Origin of the sequence: Aquicoccus sp. SU-CL01552, assembly GCF_040365005.1 — a bacterium.
In the GTDB taxonomy this organism is placed as follows: Bacteria; Pseudomonadota; Alphaproteobacteria; order Rhodobacterales; family Rhodobacteraceae; genus Antarcticimicrobium.
The window spans coordinates 1-20,240 of the sequence record NZ_BAABWV010000030.1 but is presented as its reverse complement, the minus strand read 5'-3'; the positions used below and the strand labels follow the sequence as shown (position 1 = coordinate 20,240).

19 protein-coding genes, 1 tRNA gene and 1 pseudogene are annotated in these 20,240 nt (G+C 64.4%); 13 read left to right on the top strand and 8 right to left on the bottom strand.

Going from position 1 to position 20,240, the window contains the following annotated elements; all coding sequences use genetic code 11:
• Entirely contained in the window at positions 1-615 is a 615-nt protein-coding gene (locus ABWV23_RS21785; protein WP_353351708.1) for a hypothetical protein, read from the bottom strand.
• A gap of 111 nt (positions 616-726) precedes the next feature.
• Entirely contained in the window at positions 727-1,686 is a 960-nt protein-coding gene (locus tag ABWV23_RS21780; protein ID WP_353351706.1) for an L-malyl-CoA/beta-methylmalyl-CoA lyase, read from the bottom strand.
• A gap of 272 nt (positions 1,687-1,958) precedes the next feature.
• On the opposite strand from ABWV23_RS21780, the gene dgcN reads away from it, so the two are divergent.
• From dgcN to ABWV23_RS21760, 4 genes are all read left to right on the top strand, one after another.
• Positions 1,959-2,960: an N-acetyltransferase DgcN gene (dgcN, locus tag ABWV23_RS21775; protein ID WP_353351704.1), complete on the top strand. Its 1,002-nt coding sequence runs from the start codon at positions 1,959-1,961 to the stop codon at positions 2,958-2,960.
• A 97-nt stretch (positions 2,961-3,057) separates the two neighbouring features.
• The gene (dgcA, locus tag ABWV23_RS21770; protein ID WP_353351701.1) at positions 3,058-4,023 is read left to right on the top strand and encodes an N-acetyl-D-Glu racemase DgcA; all 966 of its coding nucleotides are present in this window, start codon (positions 3,058-3,060) and stop codon (positions 4,021-4,023) included.
• Positions 4,024-4,077: 54 nt separating this feature from the next.
• Positions 4,078-4,938 (top strand): D-amino-acid transaminase, encoded by an 861-nt coding sequence (locus ABWV23_RS21765; protein WP_353351699.1) that lies wholly within the window; start codon positions 4,078-4,080, stop codon positions 4,936-4,938.
• Between the two features lie 37 nt (positions 4,939-4,975).
• Positions 4,976-5,401: an EamA family transporter gene (locus tag ABWV23_RS21760; RefSeq protein ID WP_353351697.1), complete on the top strand. Its 426-nt coding sequence runs from the start codon at positions 4,976-4,978 to the stop codon at positions 5,399-5,401.
• A 9-nt stretch (positions 5,402-5,410) separates the two neighbouring features.
• Here the strand turns inward: ABWV23_RS21760 and ABWV23_RS21755 are convergent, their stop codons facing one another.
• The 4 genes from ABWV23_RS21755 to ABWV23_RS21740 all read right to left on the bottom strand — a co-directional run bounded on the left by ABWV23_RS21755 (position 5,411) and on the right by ABWV23_RS21740 (position 9,456).
• The gene (locus ABWV23_RS21755) at positions 5,411-6,196 is read right to left on the bottom strand and encodes a DODA-type extradiol aromatic ring-opening family dioxygenase (RefSeq protein ID WP_353351695.1); all 786 of its coding nucleotides are present in this window, start codon (positions 6,194-6,196) and stop codon (positions 5,411-5,413) included.
• Positions 6,197-6,418: 222 nt separating this feature from the next.
• Positions 6,419-7,981 (bottom strand): AAA family ATPase, encoded by a 1,563-nt coding sequence (locus tag ABWV23_RS21750; RefSeq protein ID WP_353351693.1) that lies wholly within the window; start codon positions 7,979-7,981, stop codon positions 6,419-6,421.
• Positions 7,982-8,229: 248 nt separating this feature from the next.
• Positions 8,230-8,547, bottom strand: a complete 318-nt coding sequence (locus tag ABWV23_RS21745; RefSeq protein WP_353351691.1) for a DUF1244 domain-containing protein — start codon at positions 8,545-8,547, stop codon at positions 8,230-8,232.
• 171 nt (positions 8,548-8,718) lie between these two features.
• A complete protein-coding gene (locus ABWV23_RS21740) occupies positions 8,719-9,456 on the bottom strand; it encodes an N-formylglutamate amidohydrolase (protein ID WP_353351689.1) in 738 nt (245 codons plus the stop codon).
• A gap of 140 nt (positions 9,457-9,596) precedes the next feature.
• Between ABWV23_RS21740 and pyk the strand changes: the two genes are divergently transcribed.
• The 4 genes from pyk to rplT all read left to right on the top strand — a co-directional run bounded on the left by pyk (position 9,597) and on the right by rplT (position 11,963).
• Entirely contained in the window at positions 9,597-11,042 is a 1,446-nt protein-coding gene (gene pyk, locus ABWV23_RS21735; RefSeq protein ID WP_353351687.1) for a pyruvate kinase, read from the top strand.
• 4 nt (positions 11,043-11,046) lie between these two features.
• Positions 11,047-11,271: a hypothetical protein gene (locus tag ABWV23_RS21730; RefSeq protein ID WP_353351685.1), complete on the top strand. Its 225-nt coding sequence runs from the start codon at positions 11,047-11,049 to the stop codon at positions 11,269-11,271.
• 111 nt (positions 11,272-11,382) lie between these two features.
• Positions 11,383-11,583 carry a 50S ribosomal protein L35 gene (rpmI, locus tag ABWV23_RS21725; protein WP_353351683.1) on the top strand — a complete coding sequence of 67 codons (201 nt, stop codon included), beginning with the start codon at positions 11,383-11,385 and terminating at the stop codon, positions 11,581-11,583.
• Between the two features lie 14 nt (positions 11,584-11,597).
• The gene (rplT, locus tag ABWV23_RS21720; RefSeq protein WP_353351681.1) at positions 11,598-11,963 is read left to right on the top strand and encodes a 50S ribosomal protein L20; all 366 of its coding nucleotides are present in this window, start codon (positions 11,598-11,600) and stop codon (positions 11,961-11,963) included.
• A gap of 89 nt (positions 11,964-12,052) precedes the next feature.
• On the opposite strand, the gene ABWV23_RS21715 is transcribed toward rplT, so the two are convergent.
• The gene (locus ABWV23_RS21715) at positions 12,053-13,252 is read right to left on the bottom strand and encodes a YbfB/YjiJ family MFS transporter (protein ID WP_353351679.1); all 1,200 of its coding nucleotides are present in this window, start codon (positions 13,250-13,252) and stop codon (positions 12,053-12,055) included.
• Between the two features lie 132 nt (positions 13,253-13,384).
• Between ABWV23_RS21715 and pheS the strand changes: the two genes are divergently transcribed.
• The 3 genes and pseudogenes from pheS to ABWV23_RS21700 form a co-directional block, all read left to right on the top strand.
• On the top strand, positions 13,385-14,458 hold the full coding sequence (pheS, locus tag ABWV23_RS21710) for a phenylalanine--tRNA ligase subunit alpha (protein WP_353351677.1): 1,074 nt from the start codon (positions 13,385-13,387) through the stop codon (positions 14,456-14,458).
• A gap of 77 nt (positions 14,459-14,535) precedes the next feature.
• Entirely contained in the window at positions 14,536-16,932 is a 2,397-nt protein-coding gene (gene pheT, locus ABWV23_RS21705) for a phenylalanine--tRNA ligase subunit beta (protein WP_353351675.1), read from the top strand.
• Positions 16,933-17,069: 137 nt separating this feature from the next.
• Positions 17,070-17,308 (top strand): annotated as a pseudogene (locus ABWV23_RS21700) (IS110 family transposase); the annotation flags it as partial.
• 307 nt (positions 17,309-17,615) lie between these two features.
• Here the strand turns inward: ABWV23_RS21700 and ABWV23_RS21695 are convergent.
• Positions 17,616-17,705: transfer RNA gene (locus tag ABWV23_RS21695), tRNA-Ser, on the bottom strand.
• A gap of 281 nt (positions 17,706-17,986) precedes the next feature.
• On the opposite strand from ABWV23_RS21695, the gene ABWV23_RS21690 reads away from it, so the two are divergent.
• Positions 17,987-18,496, top strand: a complete 510-nt coding sequence (locus tag ABWV23_RS21690; protein ID WP_353351673.1) for a hypothetical protein — start codon at positions 17,987-17,989, stop codon at positions 18,494-18,496.
• Positions 18,497-18,651: 155 nt separating this feature from the next.
• Positions 18,652-20,240 (top strand): hypothetical protein (locus tag ABWV23_RS21685; RefSeq protein ID WP_353351671.1); only part of this gene is annotated, 1,589 nt, incomplete at its 3' end.

Genomic DNA, 20,240 nt, shown 5'->3' with positions numbered 1-20,240 from the left:
CTAGGCTCGGGGCAGGCCCAGCGCCGCCCGCAGCGCGGTCTCCGGTGAACTCAGCACCGGCACGTGCGCGGTGATATGTGCGGCCGCCCCGGCCATCGAGGCCTGGGCCAGCACCACGCATCCGGTGTCCGGGGCATCCGCCAGCGCCGCCGCCACCCGCCCGGCAATGGCGCGGGCGAACCGTTCGCCCTCTCCACGCTCGAACAGGGGCCAAAGCTCGGTGAGGTCCAGCAGGCGAAACTTCGTCCCCGCGTCCAATGCCTCGGCCAACAGATCGCGCGAGGCCACCCGCGTGCTGTCGAGGCAATAGGCCAGCAGAACCGGACCGCCGGTCTGCGCGGCCTGCGCCATCATCGGCGCGTCGATGCGCACCGCGCCCGCCGCCCCCGCCACCGGCCCCAGCGTGGTGCAAGAGCACAGCACCGGCCCCGGCGCAGCGGTAATCGTTTCCCTGATCTCATCCGCCAGGTCGGCGCCGATCCCGTTCTGCGCCCGTGTCAGCCAGTCGGGCCGCACCACATGGCACAACCGCGCGCCGGGTGCGATCCGCGCCGCCAGCGCGTCGAACGTGGCACGATGGACTTGCGCGGTATGGAGCAGGGTCAGGTCTGTCATCGGCCTCCCTCCGGTCCCGGGCCGCCCCCCGTCACCCCGGACCTGATCCGGGGTCTCGGACGCAGGGGGCCCCGGGCGCGGCGGTCGACGCCGTCCCCGGGGCAGGTCGCCTCAGCTTCCGGCGATCATCTCGGACTGGCGCACGATCACTTCGGCCTGCTTGATGCTGGCGATATCCACCAGCCGGCCCTTGTAGACGGTCGCGCCCTCGCCGCGGGCCTTGGCCTCTTCCATCGCGGCGAGGATCTCGCGCGCCTCGGCCACTGCCGCCTCCGACGGCGTGAACACCTCGTTGGCCAGTGCCACCTGCTTGGGGTGGATCGCCCATTTGCCGACCATGCCCAGCGTGGCCGAGCGCAGCGCCTGCGCGCGGAACCCCTCGTCGTCGCTGAAATCGCCGAACGGCCCGTCCACCGGCAGCACCCCGTGGGTGCGGCAGGCGGCGACGATGGCGGCCTGCGCCCAGTGCCACGGGTCCGACCAGTGCTTCTGTCCCTCCCGCAGCATGTAATAGTTTTCCTGCGTGCCGCCGATGCCGGTGGTCTGCATCCCCATCGAGGCCGCGAAATCCGCCGCGCCAAGGCTCATCGCCTCCAACCGGGGGCTGGCGGCGGCGATCTCTTCCACGTGGGCGATGCCCGCCGCGCTTTCGATGATCACCTCGAAGGCGATCTTCTTCTCGCGCCCCTTGGCGGTCTCGATCGCGGTCACCAGAGCGTCCACCGCGTAGATGTCGCCGGCACAGCCGACCTTGGGAATCATGATCTGGTCCAGCCGTTCGCCGCCCTGCTCCAGCAGGTCGATCACGTCGCGGTACCAATAGGGCGTGTCCAGCCCGTTGATCCGTACGCTCAGCGTCTTGTTGCCCCAGTCGACGTCCGAGATCGCCTTGATGATGTTGGCGCGCGCGCTGTCCTTGTCGGTGGGCGCGACCGAATCCTCCAGGTCGAGGTTGATCACGTCCGCGGCGCTCGCCGCCATCTTCTCGAAGATCGCCGGGCGCGACCCGGGGCCGAACAACTGGCAACGGTTGGGGCGTGCGGGCGCGGCGGGCTGGATGCGAAAGCTCATGTCACTACTCTCCGGGTAAGGATATTGCGGATTTTCAGTCTCAGGGCGTATTAAATTGCGCCGCCCCCTGCAAGGGAATTGTGCAGGCGCAGCATTTCACCCCCGCATGGCACGATCCGCGCCTGTTCAGGCCGGGTGGCTGCGCAATTCTTCGGCATCTCATGCGCTGTTGCGAAGAATCTTCGGCCATACCGGACGATCCGCGTGGAAAACGCGATACATTCCCCCCGACCTTCCGATAGCTTGCGCAGGAATCAAAGGAGACCCGCGCGATGATCGAGACACCGTATCTGTTGTTCCTGGGCGACGCGCCCGACCAACTTGCCGCCAAGGTGGCACAGGGCATCAAGGACTGGCGCCCGGAAAATGCCGTCGGCCAATACCGCATGGAGGGCTGCAAGGCCGATCTCGGCCTGCCCGACATGGACCTTGCCGCAGCCAAGGCCGCCGGCGCCAAGACGCTGGTGATCGGCGTCGCCAACCGGGGTGGCGTTATCTCGCAGGCATGGAAAAAGGTGCTGGTCGCCGCGCTGGAAGAGGGCTTCGACCTGGCCTCCGGGCTGCACAACCTGCTGCGCGAGGAGCCCGACCTGGTCGCCGTCGCCGAGGCCACCGGCCAGGCGCTGCATGACGTGCGCGTCCCCGAGGTCGAGTTCCCGATCGCCAGTGGCGTGAAACGCAGCGGCAAGCGCGTGCTCGCCGTCGGCACCGACTGCTCGGTCGGCAAGATGTACACTGCGCTGGCGCTGGACAGCGCGATGCGCGCCAAGGGGATGAAATCCACCTTCCGCGCCACCGGCCAGACCGGCATCCTGATCACCGGCAACGGCGTGCCGCTCGACGCCGTGGTCGCCGACTTCATGGCCGGCTCGATCGAATGGCTGACGCCCGACAATGACGCCGATCACTGGGACATCATCGAAGGGCAGGGCAGCCTGTTCCACGTTTCCTATTCCGGCGTGACCATGGCGCTGATCCACGGCGGCCAGCCCGACGCGCTGATCCTGAGCCACGAACCCACCCGCACCCACATGCGCGGGTTGCCCGGCTACACGCCGCCCACGCTCGAGGCGCTGCGCGACATCGCGCTGCCGCTGGCACAGGTCGCCAACCCGGCCTGCCAGGTGGCGGGGATCTCGGTCAACACCCAGCACATGTCGCAGGACGAGGCGACCGCCTATCTGGCCGATCTGGAGGCGAAAATGGGCCTGCCGGCAACCGACCCTTACCGGTTCGGCGCCGAAAAGCTGGCCGACGCGCTGGCAGCGCTGTAAGCCGGATCGCGCAAGCCGGGGGGCATGCTCCCCCGGACCCAAATGACACCGGGGCGCGGCAGGACGTGCCGTGCCCGGCCCCCGAAGGGAGAACACCATGTCCATCGAGGTCACCCGCGACGTTTTCAAGCTCGCCCAGGTCTTTACCATCAGCCGTGGCTCGCGGACCGAGGCCAAGGTGCTGACCGCCCATGTCACCCGAGACGGCATCACCGGCCGGGGCGAATGTGTGCCCTATGCCCGTTATGACGAGACGCTCGACTCGGTCGAGGCCCAGATTCGCGGCCTGCCCGCCGATGTGACCCGCGCCACGCTGCAGGAGTTGCTGCCGGCCGGGGCCGCCCGCAACGCCGTCGATTGCGCGCTGTGGGATCTCGAGGCCAAGGCCGCCGGCAAACGCGTGTGGGAGCTGGCCGGCCTGCCCGCACCGGCGCCGGAGATCACCGCCTATACCCTGTCGCTCGACACCCCCGAGGCGATGCTGGCGCAGGCGCAGAAGAACGCCCATCGCCCGCTCTTGAAGATCAAGCTCGGCACGCCCGACGACATGCCCCGCCTCGAGGCGGTGCGCAAAGGCGCGCCCGAGGCCCGCATCATCATCGACGCCAACGAGGGTTGGTCGGCCGAGGTCTATGCCGACCTCGCCCCGCACCTTGTCCGCCTCGGCGTCGGACTGGTCGAACAACCGCTGCCGGCGGGCGAGGACGAGGCCCTGATCGGGATGGACCGCCCGGTTCCCGTCTGCGCCGACGAAAGCTGCCACGATCGCGCCTCGCTGCCCGGGCTCAAGGGCAAGTACGACGTGGTCAACATCAAGCTCGACAAGACCGGCGGGTTGACCGAGGCGCTGCTGCTGCGCGACGCGGCGCGGGCGGCGGGCTATGACGTGATGGTCGGCTGCATGGTGGGCAGCTCGCTCGCCATGGCGCCGGCGACGCTGGTGGCACAGGGCGCGCGGGTGGTGGATCTTGACGGCCCGCTGCTTCTGGCCGAAGACCGGGATCAACCTCTGGTATTCGACGACAGCGGCGTGCACCCGCCCGTCCCCGCCCTCTGGGGCTGACAACCGAACAGACGACAAACGGGCGGCGCCCGACAAGACAAAAAGGAAAATCCCATGACCCGCACCGTATACCTGAACGGAGACTACCTGCCGGAAACCGAGGCCAGCGTGTCGATCTTCGACCGCGGCTTCGTCATGGGCGACGCGGTCTATGAGGTGACCTGCGTGCTCGACGGCAAGCTGACCGAGTTCGACGGCCACATGGCCCGCCTCGCCCGCTCGCTCAAGGAGCTGGAGATCACCTGCGACATCAGCCGCGACGAATGGCTGGACATCCACCGCAAGCTGATCGACCTGAACGACGTGGAAGAGGGCGGCGTCTATCTCCAGGTCACGCGCGGCAACGTCGGCGACCGCGATTTCCACTACCCGCCCGAAGGCACGCCGCCGACCGTGGTGCTCTACACCCAGTCCAAGCCGGGCCTGTCCACCGATCCCAAGGCCGACAAGGGCATCAAGGTGATCTCGGTCCCCGACCTGCGCTGGCACCGCCGCGACATCAAGACCGTGCAACTGCTCTATGCGTCGATGGCCAAGATGGCGGCCGAGAAAGAGGGCAAGGACGACGCCTGGTTCGTCGAGGACGGTTTCGTCACCGAAGGCTCCTCGAACAACGCCTATATCGTCAAGAACGGCAAGATCATCACCCGCCAGCTGTCCAACGACATCCTGCACGGCATCACCCGTGCCTCGGTGCTGAAGATGGCGCAGGAGGCCCAGATGGAGGTCGAGGAACGCCCCTACACCATCGAAGAGGCACAATCCGCCGACGAGGCCTTCTATACCTCCGCCTCGGCCTTCGTGATGCCGATCGTCGAGGTCGATGGTGTTGCCGTCGGCACCGGCACACCCGGCCCGGTAGCCAAACGCCTGCGCGAGATCTACATTGAGGAGAGCCGCAAGTCGGCGATCTGATCCCGGATCGCAGCAGCGCGGCCGAACAGGGGGCGCAATGGCTGCGACTTGGCAATTCTGGGCGCTGCTCGCCGCGATCTTCGCGGCGATGACGGCGATCTTCGCGAAACTGGGGGTGGCAGAGGTCAATTCCGACTTTGCCACCTTTCTACGAACGCTGGTGGTGATCGCGGTCCTGGCGGCGATCCTCTGGCTGCGCAGCGGCTTCGAACCGCTCAGCGCGATCTCTCCGAAAGGCGCGCTGTTCCTGGTGCTCTCGGGGCTGGCGACCGGGGCCTCTTGGCTGTGCTACTTCCGCGCGCTCAAGCTGGGCAAGGTCTCGCAGGTAGCGCCGGTCGACAAGCTCAGCGTGGTCTTCGTGGCGCTGATCGCGGCGGTGTTCCTCGGCGAACAGATGTCGGTCGGCGGCTGGACCGGGGTGGCGCTGATCGCGACCGGGGCGGTGATGCTGGCGGTGTTCTGACGCGCCCCCTCAGCCAAAGCGCCAGCTCGACGCGGTGACGCCGCCGAACACCCCGGTCTGATGATAGACGCGGGTGGCCGGCTCGGCCTCCGCCGTGCCAAGCGCCGTGAACAGCGGCGCCAGGTGATCCTCCTGCGCGTGGCAGTCCCGGGCATAGGGCGCGCGCTCCCACTCCTGGATTGCCCCTGTCCGCGCCTCCGGCGCCCGGGCCAGCGCCTCGTCCAGCCAGGCATCGAACGCCGCCGAGGGCACCCGTGCCGCCGGTCCGAACTGCGCCAGGTTGTGATAGCTCAGCCCCGAGCCGACGATCAGCACCCCCTCGTCGCGCAGCGGTGCCAGCGCCCGGCCCAACGCCATGTGCTCCTCCGGGTCATAGCCGTGGCGCATCGACACCTGGAACAGCGGCACGTCGGCCTGCGGGTACATCACCGCCATCGGCACGAAACAGCCGTGATCGAACCCCATCTCATCGTCCAGCCGCACCGGCAGCCCCGCCGCCCCGATCATCCCGGCGACCCGCTCGGCCAGGCGCGGCGCGCCGGGCGCGGGATAGGTGATCTCGTAGGTATGCGGCGGAAAGTTGAAATAATCGTAAACCATCGGCGGCGCGGCGCTGTGCATCACAGCGAAGGCGTCACTTTCCCAATGGCCCGAGATCATCAGAACCGCCTCGGGCCGCGCCCCGATCTCGCCCGGCATCGCGGCGAGCGATCTGGCCAGCGGCTCCAGATGCGCGGCCATATCCGGGATCCACGGCCAGGGACCGCCCCCGTGCGAGATGAAGTAGCTGGGCATGCGCATCATGTCGGGCCTTTCGTGAAAGCGGATCGCCTGCCGGCAAGATACCGCCCCGCGCCCCGGGGCAAAAGGCACCGGCGCGAACAGATCCTGTGCGGGTTGGGGGAGGGGCCGCCAGTACGCGTACTCGGTGCTCGGCCGACTTTTCGGCCTGTTCCGAAACTGTTTGCTGGTAGGGTCCGAGAGCCGCTACTCAGGAAAAAATTGTGCAAGGCTCTACTAGCCTTTGGCCTCGCTGAAATGGGTAGCAGTATCTATCAGGAACGCTTTCAGGGAGTCGAAGTGGTTCGAGAACTCGTCCGATCCCTCAAAGGCAGAGTAGCACTTGTTCTTCGCGTCTCCCTTGTCTGCGGCTAGGTCCATGTCTACCATCTTCTGAAAGAATGAGTGATGATTGTCGGCGCCTAAAAACGCTTCAAGTTCGGTGTTAGGATATGAAGCTAGGTAAGCGTTCCCCAAGGCCACTTCAGGAGCAGTATCTGGCTTCAGGAAGTGTACGAACTTGTCAGCGTCCCCCAACTCTTTGAAACCTGCCTTGTTGCGATGATCTCCATCGAATACCGCACAATATCCAATTTTGTTTCTAAGTTGATCGAAGAAGAACTTGTGCCGCTCGTAGTCATTCTTGACCTTGTCGGCTGGTCCTGACCGGATGATCTCAAACAGCCTTTTGAAATTCTTGTGATCCTTCGAAATTTCCGTGGCGACCTTGTTGATCAGGAATTCGGCAAGGTCGTCTTCACAGAAAAGGCGCACCAATGGGTGACCAATTGAATCCATTTTGGAAAGTGCCGCCTGCGGAGCGATGCCAGAGATAGTTCGGTACACTTCATTGTGATGTTCGATAAACTTCCTAGAACTTGCCGGCATCGCATCAATGATCGTGGATGAGTGGCTGGTCATGACGAACTGCTTTTTTTGCTCCCAAGCAATTTGGCAAATTACCCTTACTAACTTCCTCTGAACAGCTGGGTGAAATCCGGCCTCTATCTCGTCAATGAGTATCAAGCTGCCTTCTGGGGCGTCTAAGATGTCCCGTAGGAGATTGATCAAGGCTTCCTCGCCTGAAGCGGCTCCATAGCTTGAGTAACTGTGCGCAGGAGCGTTGATAAGGTAGCATCGCTTGTTCACATGTCCGCCAACTTCCATAATCTCGAAATCAGCTTTGTAAGGAACGCCAAGAACGTAGCAAAATGCGCTTGCTAGATCATCGCTCATCTTCGTCAGTGCACCACTTCCAGACTTTCGCAATAGTGAGGCGGAAAAGCTTCTCGCCGGAAGGAGCCGATCTAGGTCAATCAGCCGCACCTCACGGTCTTTAATTTTTGCGTTTTGCCGGATTTCTTTCGACTTTTTCCCTAGGCCGCTCCACGACTTGCTGCTAGCCAGCCTTTTTCCTTCCCCGCTCATCAATTTATTGGCAAGACGCCACTTCATACTGTAGGTGTAGTCATTCGTTTCTGACTCATGCTTTGTAAAGGTGAGGACGTCTTTCCACGCATGTTCGCGCCAAGTGGGTTCGGGTTTGCTTGCATCCAAACGCATGAACTTTTCGTGACTGCAAGCTAAAAGTAGTAGTAGGCTAGTTTTTCCGATTTTGTTCGTTCCAGCAAGAACCGTCACGGGATGATCAAATGGAATGGCGACATTGCTTAAGTGGCGAAAACGCTCTACCTTCAATTCAAGAGTGAAATGCTTGAAGCTGTTACTCGGGTTATCAAATGTTGCTACATCATAAGCGTTAAGCTTCGCGATTTTGGCATTGATATTGGTAAAGTCCACGAATTCCCCGCGTTCTGGCCTCGAAATGGAGCCTCGGTACATTAAGCTCAACGCCTGATTGCGTCAACGCGCTGTTTAGTAACTGGCAGCTTGTGTCCGCTTTGCGCTGGTCGGAGCCGACCCCAGTGAACGGCCGTTGCCCGCCCGTTGTTCCTAATGCCGAACCGAGCCTGAATGTCCCAGGAGGTCCGCACCCAATCCAATTCTCGCCCTGACCCAACAGGCGGCAGCAAAGGCCCCTTGCCTCCTTACCCCTTCTTCTTCCCGACGTTCTCGGCAAAGGCGGTCTGGAAGGCGGCCTGTTTCTCCGGTCCGGCCTCGGTTTGGTGCTGCGCCTTCCACTGGTCATAGGGCATGCCGTAGAAGGTTTCGCGCCCCTCGTCCTTGGTCATCTCGATGCCGCGTTCGGCGGCGGCCTCCTGGTACCAGCGCGACAGGCAGTTGCGGCAGAACCCGGCCAGGTTCATCAGGTCGATGTTCTGCACGTCGGGGCGGTCCTGCATCAGGTGCTGTTGCAGCCGGCGAAAGGCGGCGGCCTGAAGTTCGATTTCGGTCTGTTCGTCCATCTCCGGTCTCCCTTGTCTGTTTCCCCAGATCTAGGCGCGATCGGGGCGGCTGTCACCCGTCGGGCGCGATTGTACGAAACGGCGGGAAAATTCCCTGATCCGGGGCTTTGGGCCGGGGCCGGCCGGTCGCGGATGGTACGAAACGGGGCGGGAACTCCCCGATCCGGGCGGTCAGAGCCCGGTTTCGGCCAGCGCGCGTTCCAGCGCCGGCGCCAGTCGCTCGGCCCAGTGCCGCTGTCCCGCCTCGTCGGCGATCAGGTCATTTCTCAATTCGATCAACACGTTGGGCCGCCCCTGCGCCAGCGCGTGCTTGTCGATGGAATCGCCCGGCAGATGGCCGCTGTAGGGTTCGTTGTCCCCCACCGTCAGATCCCCATCCTCCCGCAAAACGCGGATCAGCGGATGCGCCAGGCGGGCATCGCTCGCATAGAGGACACCGACCTCCCAGGGGCGCGGGGGGCGGCCGCGCAGCTGGCGGGTAAACGAATGAATCGAAAGGATAATCGCGTGGGGCAGGGTGGCCAGACGCGCCTGTGCCTCGTGGTAGGGACGATAGCACAGCTCCAGCCGCCGTTCGCGTTCCTCGGCGTCGGCGTCGCGGTTGGCCGGGATCACCGAACCGTCGTAGAGCTTCATCAACAGGGTCGGGTCGTCCTCGCCCCGGTTCGGGTCGATCACCAGTCGCGAGAAATTCGATGCAATAACAGGGCCATCCAGCAATTCGCCCAGATGCCGCGCAACGCCGTAAGCCCCCACGTCATAGGCGATATGTCGTTCCATGTCCGTGCGCGGCAACCCCAGCGCGCCGCCTCCCACCTGCGGTGGTACGGTATTGGTCGCATGGTCGCAGGTCACCAACCAGCGGCCGGGGCGGGTTTCGCCATGGAGGAAATATGGGGTATACGTCATCTGCCTGTCATCGCTTTGCCATCTCCTTTAGGGCAGTTGCCCGGGAATGGGAATTGGGCAATAACCGGCGGGCCGGTGTTTGCGGTAACATGACCCACCCGCGCGCGATGCGCCGGGCATTTATGCGAGGAGAGAGCGGAATGAGGCGCCTGCGAAACGTCAAGATCGTGGCCACCCTGGGGCCGGCGTCGGAGGATTACGACACCATCCGCGCCCTGCACGAGGCCGGGGCCGACGTGTTCCGCCTGAACATGAGCCACGGCAGCCACGACGAGATTCGCGAAAAGCATCGCATCATCCGCGAGGTCGAGCGCGATCTCGACAGCCCGATTGCCATCCTCGCGGACCTGCAGGGGCCAAAGCTGCGCGTCGGTACCTTTGCGGCGGGGCCGGTGGACCTGGCAGAAGGGGCGACGTTCCGCTTTGACCTCGACGGCGCGCCGGGCGATGGCGCGCGGGTCTGCCTGCCGCATCCCGAGATTTTCCAGGCGCTCGCGCCCGGTGCGACCTTGCTGGTCAATGACGGCAAGATCCGCCTTCGGGTCGAGGCCTGCGGCGCCGATTTCGCCGACTGCACGGTGATCGCGGGCGGCGAGATATCCGACCGCAAGGGGGTCAACGTGCCCGACGTGCTGCTGCCGCTGGCGGCGCTGTCGGACAAGGACCGCGCCGACCTGGAATTCGTCTGCACCCTCGGGATCGACTGGCTGGCGCTGTCCTTTGTCCAGCGCGCCGAGGATGTCGAAGAGGCCCGCGCGCTGGCCGATGGGCGCGCGGCGCTTCTGGCCAAGATCGAGAAGCCCTCGGCGGTGGAGCGGTTCGACGAGATCCTGGTCGCCTCGGACGGGATCATGGTGGCGCGCGGCGATCTCGGGGTGGAATTGCCGGTGCAGAAGGTGCCGCCGATCCAGAAGCGCCTGATCCGCAAGTGCCGGGCCGCCGCCAAGCCGGTGATCGTGGCGACCCAGATGCTCGAAAGCATGATCGAAAGCCCGATGCCCACCCGCGCCGAAGTCTCGGACGTGGCGGCGGCGATCTATGAAGGCACCGATGCGATCATGCTCAGCGCGGAATCGGCGGCCGGGCAGTATCCGGTCGAGGCGGTGCAGACCATGGACAAGGTTGCCGCCGAGGTCGAATCGGATACCAACTATGCCTCGATCATCGCGGCCTCGCGCCAGACCGAGGGGCATTCGATCGCCGATGCCATGGTGGCCGCGGCGCGCGAGATTGCCGAGACCACGGATATCAAGGCGATCTGCTGTTTCACCCAGAGCGGGACAACCGCGCTGTTGACCGCGCGGGAGCGGCCCGGCGTGCCGATCATCGCCATGACCAGCCTGCGCGGCACCGCGCGGCGGCTGTGCCTGAGCTGGGGCTGCAACTGCGTGATGACGGCCGAGCTGGAGCGTTTCAAGGGCGCGGTAGTCAACGCCGCGCGGGCCGCCCGCGCCGGTGGGTTTGCCACCGAAGAGGATCAGATCGTGGTGACCGCCGGGGTGCCCTTCAATGTGCCGGGTACCACCAACATCCTGCGCGTGGCGCCCTGCGACGAACGGCTGATCTACAACACCGATCCGGGCTGAGGGCATGGACAGCGACCTTGTCCTCGTCCTCGGGCTGATCCTGGTCGGACTTGCGATTCCGGCGGCGATGTCGGCCCATAGCGATGGCCGCCGGCCCATTGCCCCGGCCGCGACCCTGCTGATCGCGACCGGGCTCATTGTCTTTGCCTATGTCGCCCACCCCGGGGGCTACACGGTGCGCGACGTGCCGGGGGTGTTCTATTCCGTGGTCGGGCGCTTCATGCGATAAAGGGGTTGCCTCGCCGCCCGGTTTTCCCTACACGGCCCATCTGACTGCGCGACCGGCCCGAGTGGCATGCCGAGTCGCGCTTGACACCGACCCGAAAGACAGGAGACGGAAATGCCCAAGATGAAGACCAAATCCAGCGCCAAGAAGCGCTTCAAGGTGACCGCCACAGGCAAGGTCATGGCAGGTCAGGCCGGCAAGCGCCACGGCATGATCAAGCGCACCAAGAAATTCATTCGCGACGCCCGCGGTAACACCACCCTGTCCGCCCCCGACGCCAAGATCGTCAAGGGCTTCATGCCCTACGACCGCTAAGAGGAGGATTCAGTATGTCCCGCGTTAAAGGTGGAACCACAACCCACGCCCGTCACAAGAAGGTCGTCAAGGCCGCCAAAGGTTATTACGGCCGCCGCAAGAACACCTTCAAGGTGGCGACGCAGGCCGTTGACAAGGCCAACCAGTATGCGACCCGCGACCGCAAGCAGCGCAAGCGGAACTTCCGCGCGCTGTGGATCCAGCGGATCAACGCCGCCGTGCGCAGCCATGACGAGGCGCTGACCTACAGCCGCTTCATCAACGGGCTGGCGCTGGCCGGTATCGAGGTGGACCGCAAGGTGCTGGCCGATCTGGCAGTGCACGAGCCCGAAGCCTTCGGCGCCATCGTCGCGCAGGCCAAAGGCGCACTGGCCGCCTGAGGCTGACGCCCATTGAAACAGGAAAGGCCGCTCCTTCGGGGCGGCCTTTTTCGTTGCAGGGCAGGGGGCACCTGTTCGCGGCCCTGCGGTCAGTCGATCCGCCTTTGCATCAGGGCTAGCAGCGCGCCTGCGCCCAGCACCGCCGCCGCCGCCAGCAGCCCGTTGCCGATATCGCCCGAGGTATCGCCCAGCCAGCCGGCGGCGACCGGGCCGATGGTCTGCGAGATGGCGAAGATCACGGTGAACAGGCTGATCGCTGCGCCCCAGCTTGCCATCGGCAGGTTGTGGCGGGTGAAATTGGTCACCGCGCCCGGCGCCATGAACACCGAGAGCCCGAATACCATCGCCGAAACCACGAGACCGGGGCCGGAGGGGTAGATCACCGCGAGGCCCGATCCCACGGCGATACAGGCCAGGATCATCGCCAGCGGCACCCCGGTGGCGAACCGCGCGAAGACCGGCCGCCAGACAAAGGGCGAGAGGCACAGGCAGACTCCCAGAAGCGTCCAGACCGCCGCGATCAGCGGTCCGCTCGAGCCTTGTTCGGTCATCCAGGCGCTGAGAAAGGTCATGTAGACGATGTAGCCCAGCCCGAAGGCGGCATAGCCGGCGATCTCGGGCGCCATGCGGGCCAGCGGCAGGCGCACGCGGGGCTGGGTGCCCTGCCGGGGCGGGCGCAGGCTCTCCGACGCCCAGAGGCTGAGCGGGGCGAACAGGACGCAGGCGATGCCCACCAGGTACCAGCCCCTGGGCCAGGAGGCGGGGCCGTACCATTCCAGCATCAGGGGCAGCGCGCCGCCGGCCAGCACGATGCCCGAGCCGCCGCCGAAGCCGAACAGGAACGCGATGGCCAGCGCGTTCTTGCGCGGGTTGTCGGCATAAAGCTGGGCCGCCAGCGCCCCGCCGGTGGAGAACGACAGTGCGCCGAACACCCCGGCCAGCACCCGCCACAGGGTCTGCCACCACAGCGCCGGGTCATAGCCGGTGACCAGCAGCGCCAGCGTGGTGGTGACGATGCCGAAGCTGAACAGCCGCGAGGGGCTGATCCGAGAGATCAGCAGCATGGTCAGCACCGCGCCGGCCAGGTATCCCAGTGCGTTGGCGGTGTTGAGCCAGCCGGCCTGGGCATAGCTCCAACCCAGTTCCGATTTCATCGCCGGCAGCAGGAGCCCGTAGGCGAACCGCGCGAACCCGTTGGTGATGCACAGCCCCAGCGCGAGGCCCAGCAGCACCAGCCACGGCCGCCGCTCGGCGGCGGTGGTGCCGACGGAATGCTCCGATATGCTCATCCTGTCTCTCCCCCTGCTCCTCGCGACGGAGCGTAGCGGCGGGGGCTGCGCGCTGTCCAACGCTCCGTTGCGTGACTTGCATTCACGGGGCGGCGGGGCTAGCAGGACGGGAACAAGTATCGGGGGACCGTCATGGACGATCTTAAGGCAAAATACCTGGCGCAGATCGCCGAGGCCGGGGACGAGGCCGCGCTGGAGACGATCCGCGTCGGCGCGGTGGGCAAGAAGGGCGAGATCAGCCTGAAGATGCGCGAATTGGGCAAGATGACCCCGGAAGAGCGCAAGACCGCCGGTCCGGCGCTGAACGCGCTGAAGGACGAGATCAACAGCGCGCTGGCGGCCAAGAAGGCGGCGCTGTCCGACGCGGCGCTGGACGAGCGGCTGCGCGGTGAATGGCTGGACGTGACGTTGCCGTCGCGCGGGCGGCGGATGGGCACGTTGCACCCGGTCAGCCAGGTCACCGAGGAGGTCACCGCGATCTTTGCCGAGATGGGCTTTTCCGTTGCCGAGGGGCCGCGGATCGAGACCGACTGGCACAATTTCGACGCGCTGAACATTCCCGGCCACCATCCCGCGCGGGCCGAGATGGATACCTTCTACATGCACCGGGCCGAGGGCGACAACCGCCCGCCGCACGTGCTGCGCACCCATACCAGCCCGGTGCAGATCCGCACCATGGAAAAGGCCGGCGCGCCGCTGCGCATCATCTGCCCCGGCGGTGTCTATCGCGCCGATTATGACCAGACCCACACGCCGATGTTCCACCAGGTCGAGGGGCTGGCCCTCGACAAGGACATCTCGATGGCGAACCTGAAATGGGTGCTGGAAGAGTTCTTTGCCGCCTTCTTCGAGATCGACGGGATCAAGACCCGGTTCCGCGCCTCGCATTTTCCCTTTACCGAACCGTCGGCCGAGGTCGACATCCAGTGTTCCTGGGTGGACGGGCAGCTCAAGATCGGCGAGGGCGACGGCTGGCTCGAGGTTCTGGGCAGCGGCATGGTCCACCCCAAGGTGCTGGAGGCCGGCGGCATCGACCCCTATGAATACCAGGGCTTTGCCTTCGGCATGGGGATCGACCGGATCGCGATGCTGAAATACGGCATCCCCGATCTGCGGGCCTTCTTCGACAGCGACCTGCGCTGGCTGCGGCACTACGGGTTCAGTGCCTTGGACGTGCCGACGCTGCATGGCGGGTTGAGCAGGTAGAGTAGGGCGGGCAGCTTGCCTTCCCTCCGACAGATACCGGTGGGCGGATCACCCACCCTACGAGACGGACGAGAACAATGAAATTCACCCTCTCCTGGCTGAAAGACCACCTCGACACCGAAGCTTCGGTTGACGAGATCGCCGAGGCGCTCACCGATCTCGGGCTCGAGGTCGAGGAAATCACCAATCCCGCCGACCGGCTGAAAAGCTTTACCCTTGCCAAGGTCAAACACGCCGAACAGCACCCCGATGCCGACCGGCTGCGGGTCTGCACGGTCGAGACCGACGAGGGCGACAAGCAGATCGTCTGCGGCGCGCCGAACGCGCGTGAAGGCATCACCGTGGTGCTGTGCAAGCCGGGCGATTACGTGCCGGGCATCGACGTGACCCTTAGCGTCGGCAAGATCCGGGGAGTCGAGAGCCACGGCATGATGGCCTCGGAGCGCGAGCTGGAGCTGTCCGACGAGCATGACGGCATCATCGACTTGCCCTCGGGCGAGGTCGGTGAACGTTTCGTCGACTGGCTGGCCGAGAACGACCCGGCCAAGGTCGACCCGGTGATCGAGATCGCCATCACCCCCAACCGCCCCGATGCGTTGGGCGTGCGCGGCATCGCCCGCGACCTGGCCGCGCGCGGCCTGGGTACGCTGAAGCCGCGCGAGACGGTGCCGGTGGCGGGCGATTTCCCGTGCCCGATCGAGGTGACCATCGACGAGGACACGCGGGACGGCTGCCCGGTCTTTTCCGGCCGCCTGATCCGGGGCGTCAAGAACGGCCCTAGCCCGCAGTGGCTGCAAGACCAGTTGCGTGCCATCGGGCTGCGGCCGATCTCGGCGCTGGTGGATGTCACCAACTTCTTCACCTTCGACCGCAACCGGCCGCTGCACGTGTTTGATGCCGACAAGGTCTCGGGTAACCTGCGGGTGCATCGCGCCGCGGGCGGCGAGGCGCTGCGGGCGCTGGACGAAAAGGACTATACCCTTGCGCCCGGCATGATGGTGATCTCCGACGACACCGGACCGGAAAGCATCGCCGGCATCATGGGCGGCGAGGCGACCGGCTGCACCGAGGAGACGGTCAACGTCTTTGTCGAAAGCGCCTATTGGGACCACGTGCAGATCGCGCTGGCGGGCCGCGCGCTCAAGATCAATTCCGACGCGCGCTATCGCTTCGAGCGCGGCATCGACCCGGCCTTCACGCTGGAGGGGCTGGAACTGGCCACCCAGATGATCCTCGACCTCTGCGGCGGCGAGGCCTCCGAGGTGGTGGTCGCGGGTGCGATCCCGGACCCTGCGCGCGCCTTCAAGCTGGACCCGGCGCGGGTACAGTCGCTGGTCGGCATGGAGATCCCCGAGAGCGAGCAGCGCCAGACGCTGACCCGGCTCGGTTTCCGGCTCGAGGGCAATATCGCCCATGTGCCGAGCTGGCGGCCTGACGTGCAGGGCGAGGCCGACCTGGTCGAGGAGGTGGCGCGCATTGCCTCGCTGACCGGGCTGCAGGGCAAGCCCTTGCCGCGCCTGACCGAGGGCGTGCCGCGCCCGGTGATGACGCCGATGCAGCGGCGGTTGCAGGCCGGGCGGCGCACCTCGGCTGCGCTGGGATACAACGAGTGCATCAGCTATTCCTTCATCGACCAGGCCGGCGCGGCGCTGTTCGGCGGCGGCGATGATGCCAGCCGGCTGGAAAACCCGATCAGTTCCGAGATGAGCCACATGCGCCCCTCGCTGCTGCCGGGTCTGTTGCAGGCGGCGGCGCGCAACCAGGCACGCGGGTTCATGGACATGGCGCTGTTCGAGGTCGGCCCGGCCTTTCACGGCGGCGAGCCCGAGCAGCAGCACGAGATGATCGCCGGGCTTCTGGTCGGGCGTACCGGCCCGCGCGATGTGCACGGCGCCATGCGCCCGGTGGATGTGTTCGACGCCAAGGCCGATGCCGAGGCGGTGCTGGCGGCCATGGGCGCGCCGGCCAAGGTGCAGGTTCTGCGCGGCGCCGAGGGTTGGTGGCATCCGGGACGGCACGGCAAGATCTGCCTCGGGCCGAAAAAGGTGCTGGGCGTCTTTGGCGAGCTGCACCCCAAGGTGCTTGACGCGATGGACGTGAAGGGGCCGGCGATGGGGTTTGTCCTCTTCCCCGAAGAGATTCCGATGCCGCGCAAGACCGGCGCCACGCGTCCGGCGCTGCAACTGCGTGACCTGCAGGCGGTGGAACGCGATTTCGCCTTTGTCGTCGACGCCGAGGTCGAGGCGCTGAAACTGGTCAACGCGGCCAGCGGCGCCGACAAGGCGCTGATCGAGGAGGTGCGCGTGTTCGACGAGTTCATCGGCGGCGCGCTGGGCGAGGGCAAGAAATCGCTGGCGCTGAGCGTGCGGATGCAGCCCCGTGACAAGACCCTGACCGAGGCCGAGATCGAGGCGGTCGGCAAGAAGATCGTCGAGAAGGTCGCCAAGGCCACCGGCGGGGTTCTGCGCGGCTGACGCATCACGATCGGGCAAGGTCTGCCGCGCACTTGGGGACTGGACCGGCCAGATGTCTGGTGCTGGGGGCCCGCTTCAAGGCCGGGCGCGGGGACCACGTGCCGCGCCCCTCTTCGGCGCCGACCTGCTCATGCCGCCTGCGCAAGACGCTGCGGCGCGCGCAGGTGCGGGGGGTCTTCAGCCAGTTGCCATCTTGCGTCGTGGCGACGGAAGTGTGCGGAGGGCCCATTGATGGAGCCGGGAGATCGACAGGGCCAAGCGGTGCGGCTGATCCCGCCCGCCTACGTTGACCCCCTTCATCAAACTTCAGAAGAACGCTGCCGTCGAACCCGAGGCAATTTGCAGGATCGCGTTTCGACCGACGATGCGGTTCGTGGGACATCCCCCCCGACAATCTTCGTCCAGGTCACATCGGCCTGTTGCTTGGCCATGCTGGTCGAGTCGGTGTGACGGGAAACCCAAACCTCGCCCCAATGGTCAACGCCATGATATGGCATCTGGACGCTCTTACAATGCGGGTAGACCCTGCCGCGTTTCAAGATGGACACGGTGCACTCCTCCCAGTGGATCACTTGGATCGTTGATTTTGTGGGGGCAATTGCGTGGCGGTTTTCGGCGGGGCGGCGCCTTGCATCAAGGAATATCGGTATACTTCAAGTTCTGAACTGAATTGAAGAAAGGGGTGGCGGAGACGATGGGATTCGAACCCACGAGACCCTTCCGGGCCTACTCCCTTAGCAGGGGAGCGCCTTCGACCACTCGGCCACATCTCCGTCGACGCGTATAGCCGGGCAAGCCCAAGGTTTACAAGGGCAAAATTCAACAAACTGACCACTGCAACAGACCCGGCAAAAACCGGCCGAACGGCACCGAACGGCACCGGACGGAACTATTTTTGGGCAATATTTGGTCAATTCCCTTTACGGCAAAAGTGCCTTGGGGCGCGCCGGGCCGGTCCGGGGCCAAAAACGGCAGGCCATCGCGGTTCCGCATCAAGGATGATTTCCGGTCTCAAGCGAACGCACCGATCTCCTGTCCGGAAAGGAGGTGCAGCATGATCACCGAACCACAGACCCCGGGCGCCGCGACATTGGATGAGTTGCGCATCTACTGGCGCATGCCCTCCCTGCGCGCCACCCGGGAGTTGGCAAACCGTCTCGGTCTGCGCCGCATAGCTGGGCGGTATCCATGGTTTGCCATCTGGGTCGCCGAAGGCCTCGCGGCTCCGGCGCCACGCCTGTGGGACCAGCTCAAGCTGCCGCATATGACGACCCAAGACATCGCCGGACTTCTGCAAGGCTCCAGGCGCAGCGCGCAAAGGATGGACCTGAAAAAGCCCGATGCAAGTTTCCCGGAGCGTCTGCGGTTTCGGAGCAAACCGAAGCTCTGGCGACAGGCGCAGGCGAACGCCTGGGCCGCGGGCCTTCCCGTCCCCGTCTACAAGCAACTCCCGGATCATCCCCGGCGCGCCCCGATGGAGGCTGCGACCATGAAAACGCAACCGTCCCCAAAGCCCTCAGGGATCTTCAACCCCTTCCTCGAACAACGGTTTTCGGACGTCTGAAACGAAGAGATGACACCTTGGGCGAAGAGCGGAAAAGATAACAACCACCCCTTTAGAAAAGCGCGGCTTTTCTGGACGGGTGTTTGTCATCACCCGCTTCGTCCTTTCGGAAAACGGCCAACATCTACGCCGAACGGACAAATGGAGAGATAATCATGACCGTCTTCAACCCGTGCAGTATTCAAGCCTCGCTCACGCCGGCCGGGGTGCAAGGCTCCGATTTGACCCTTGAAGATGTCCTGCATTGGCTCGACAGCCCGACGGCTCCGTTGGGAAGGACCACGCGTCGCCTTTACAAACGGTCCGTGCAGCGCGCCGCCAAGTTGCTTCGCAACCGCCCTGAAGACATCGTCGCGAACAGAAAGGAGCTGCTCAGGGAATTTCCGCTGGAAGATTACCGCTGCAGTCAGTGGAAATCAGTCAATGCAATGAAATCGTTTCGGCGAAACCTGTCCGCAGCAATCAACGGTGCCACCGGCGCTATCGCAGCCCGAAAGTCGCGCAATCATCGCAACGACAGCTGGAACCACCTCTTGGAGGGCCTGCTGGCTGCTGCTGAGGATCCGACTCAATCGCTGCCGTTCAACAAGAACAAGTGCATTGCGATTTCAGTTCTCGCGGACTTCGCTCGCCAGCTCGATCTCGAGGTTCATCAACTCGAAGGCATCGGCCGGGATGCGCTACTGGCCTTGCCCATGGAAACAAAACAGAGGTTAGCAGTCATCGAAGGTTTCGAGTTGCTGCGTAAACTCCAGAAAAAGCCCTTGCCAACGGTATCTCGATTTCTGCCGAAGACCCCGGTCCCCGCGGTCAATCGTACGGAAACATCGTTCGAACTGCCGAAAGGTTTGCAAGAAGAGCTGGAGTTCTGGATCAAGCTCGCGACACGTGGCGATTGGTCGGAAACGGACGAGGACTACGTCAATGGGAGGCTTTCCAAGCCGGTCCTTGATGCATCTCGCAAAGTGCTGAAAACGCTCAGCGTTTGCGAAGTTGCGGACATAGGAGAAATGCCGACGATTGCGTTTGCCTTCGATCAAGCGAACATCGTCGCTTGCGTGAAGAAATGGCGCACTTGGTGGGATTTAGGTGATCGTCAGGCCATCACACCAAAGACGGCCGGGACCTATCTTTTCTCCCTTGTCAGGCTGCTTGAGAAGAATGGCGAGCAAGCGGACCATCTCCGAAAGATTATTCGAACCGACAACTGGATTTCGGCAGAATCGGGTTCCGAAAGCAAGATGACGAAGAAGAACAAGAACTTCTGTCGGACCGTGGTAACGCAACGTGGGGAACGCCTAAAGTTTCAATCACACCATATCCGGCTCCGTTCCCTCTCCCAGTGGCACCTGGACATGGCACGGAATGGCCCCACCATGGATGCGGAGAAGCACCGCATAAAAGCAAGGCAGATCGGAACATGCGCGGCCTTCGCTGCGATCGAAACAGATGTCTCCCCATTGCGGGCAAGTGTGGCGCTTATCCTGTCTTACAAGGGGCAGGATCCGTGGTTGGATCTCGGGCATGAAAAGAAGAGCGGCGGACACCTTCTCATTCCCGCTGCAGCCAACAAGAACAAGAAGGAAATCAGCGTGCCAATTCCCGCTTCGAGCAAGTTGCGTGGGCTCGAGACGTTGCGCTGGTTCGAAAGGGAAATCAGGCCCCTGTTCAACGCGTCCGCGGAGAACAATTTCTTCTTACCGGCTGTAAACGACGACAAGTGTCAATTGGCCTACGGAACCTT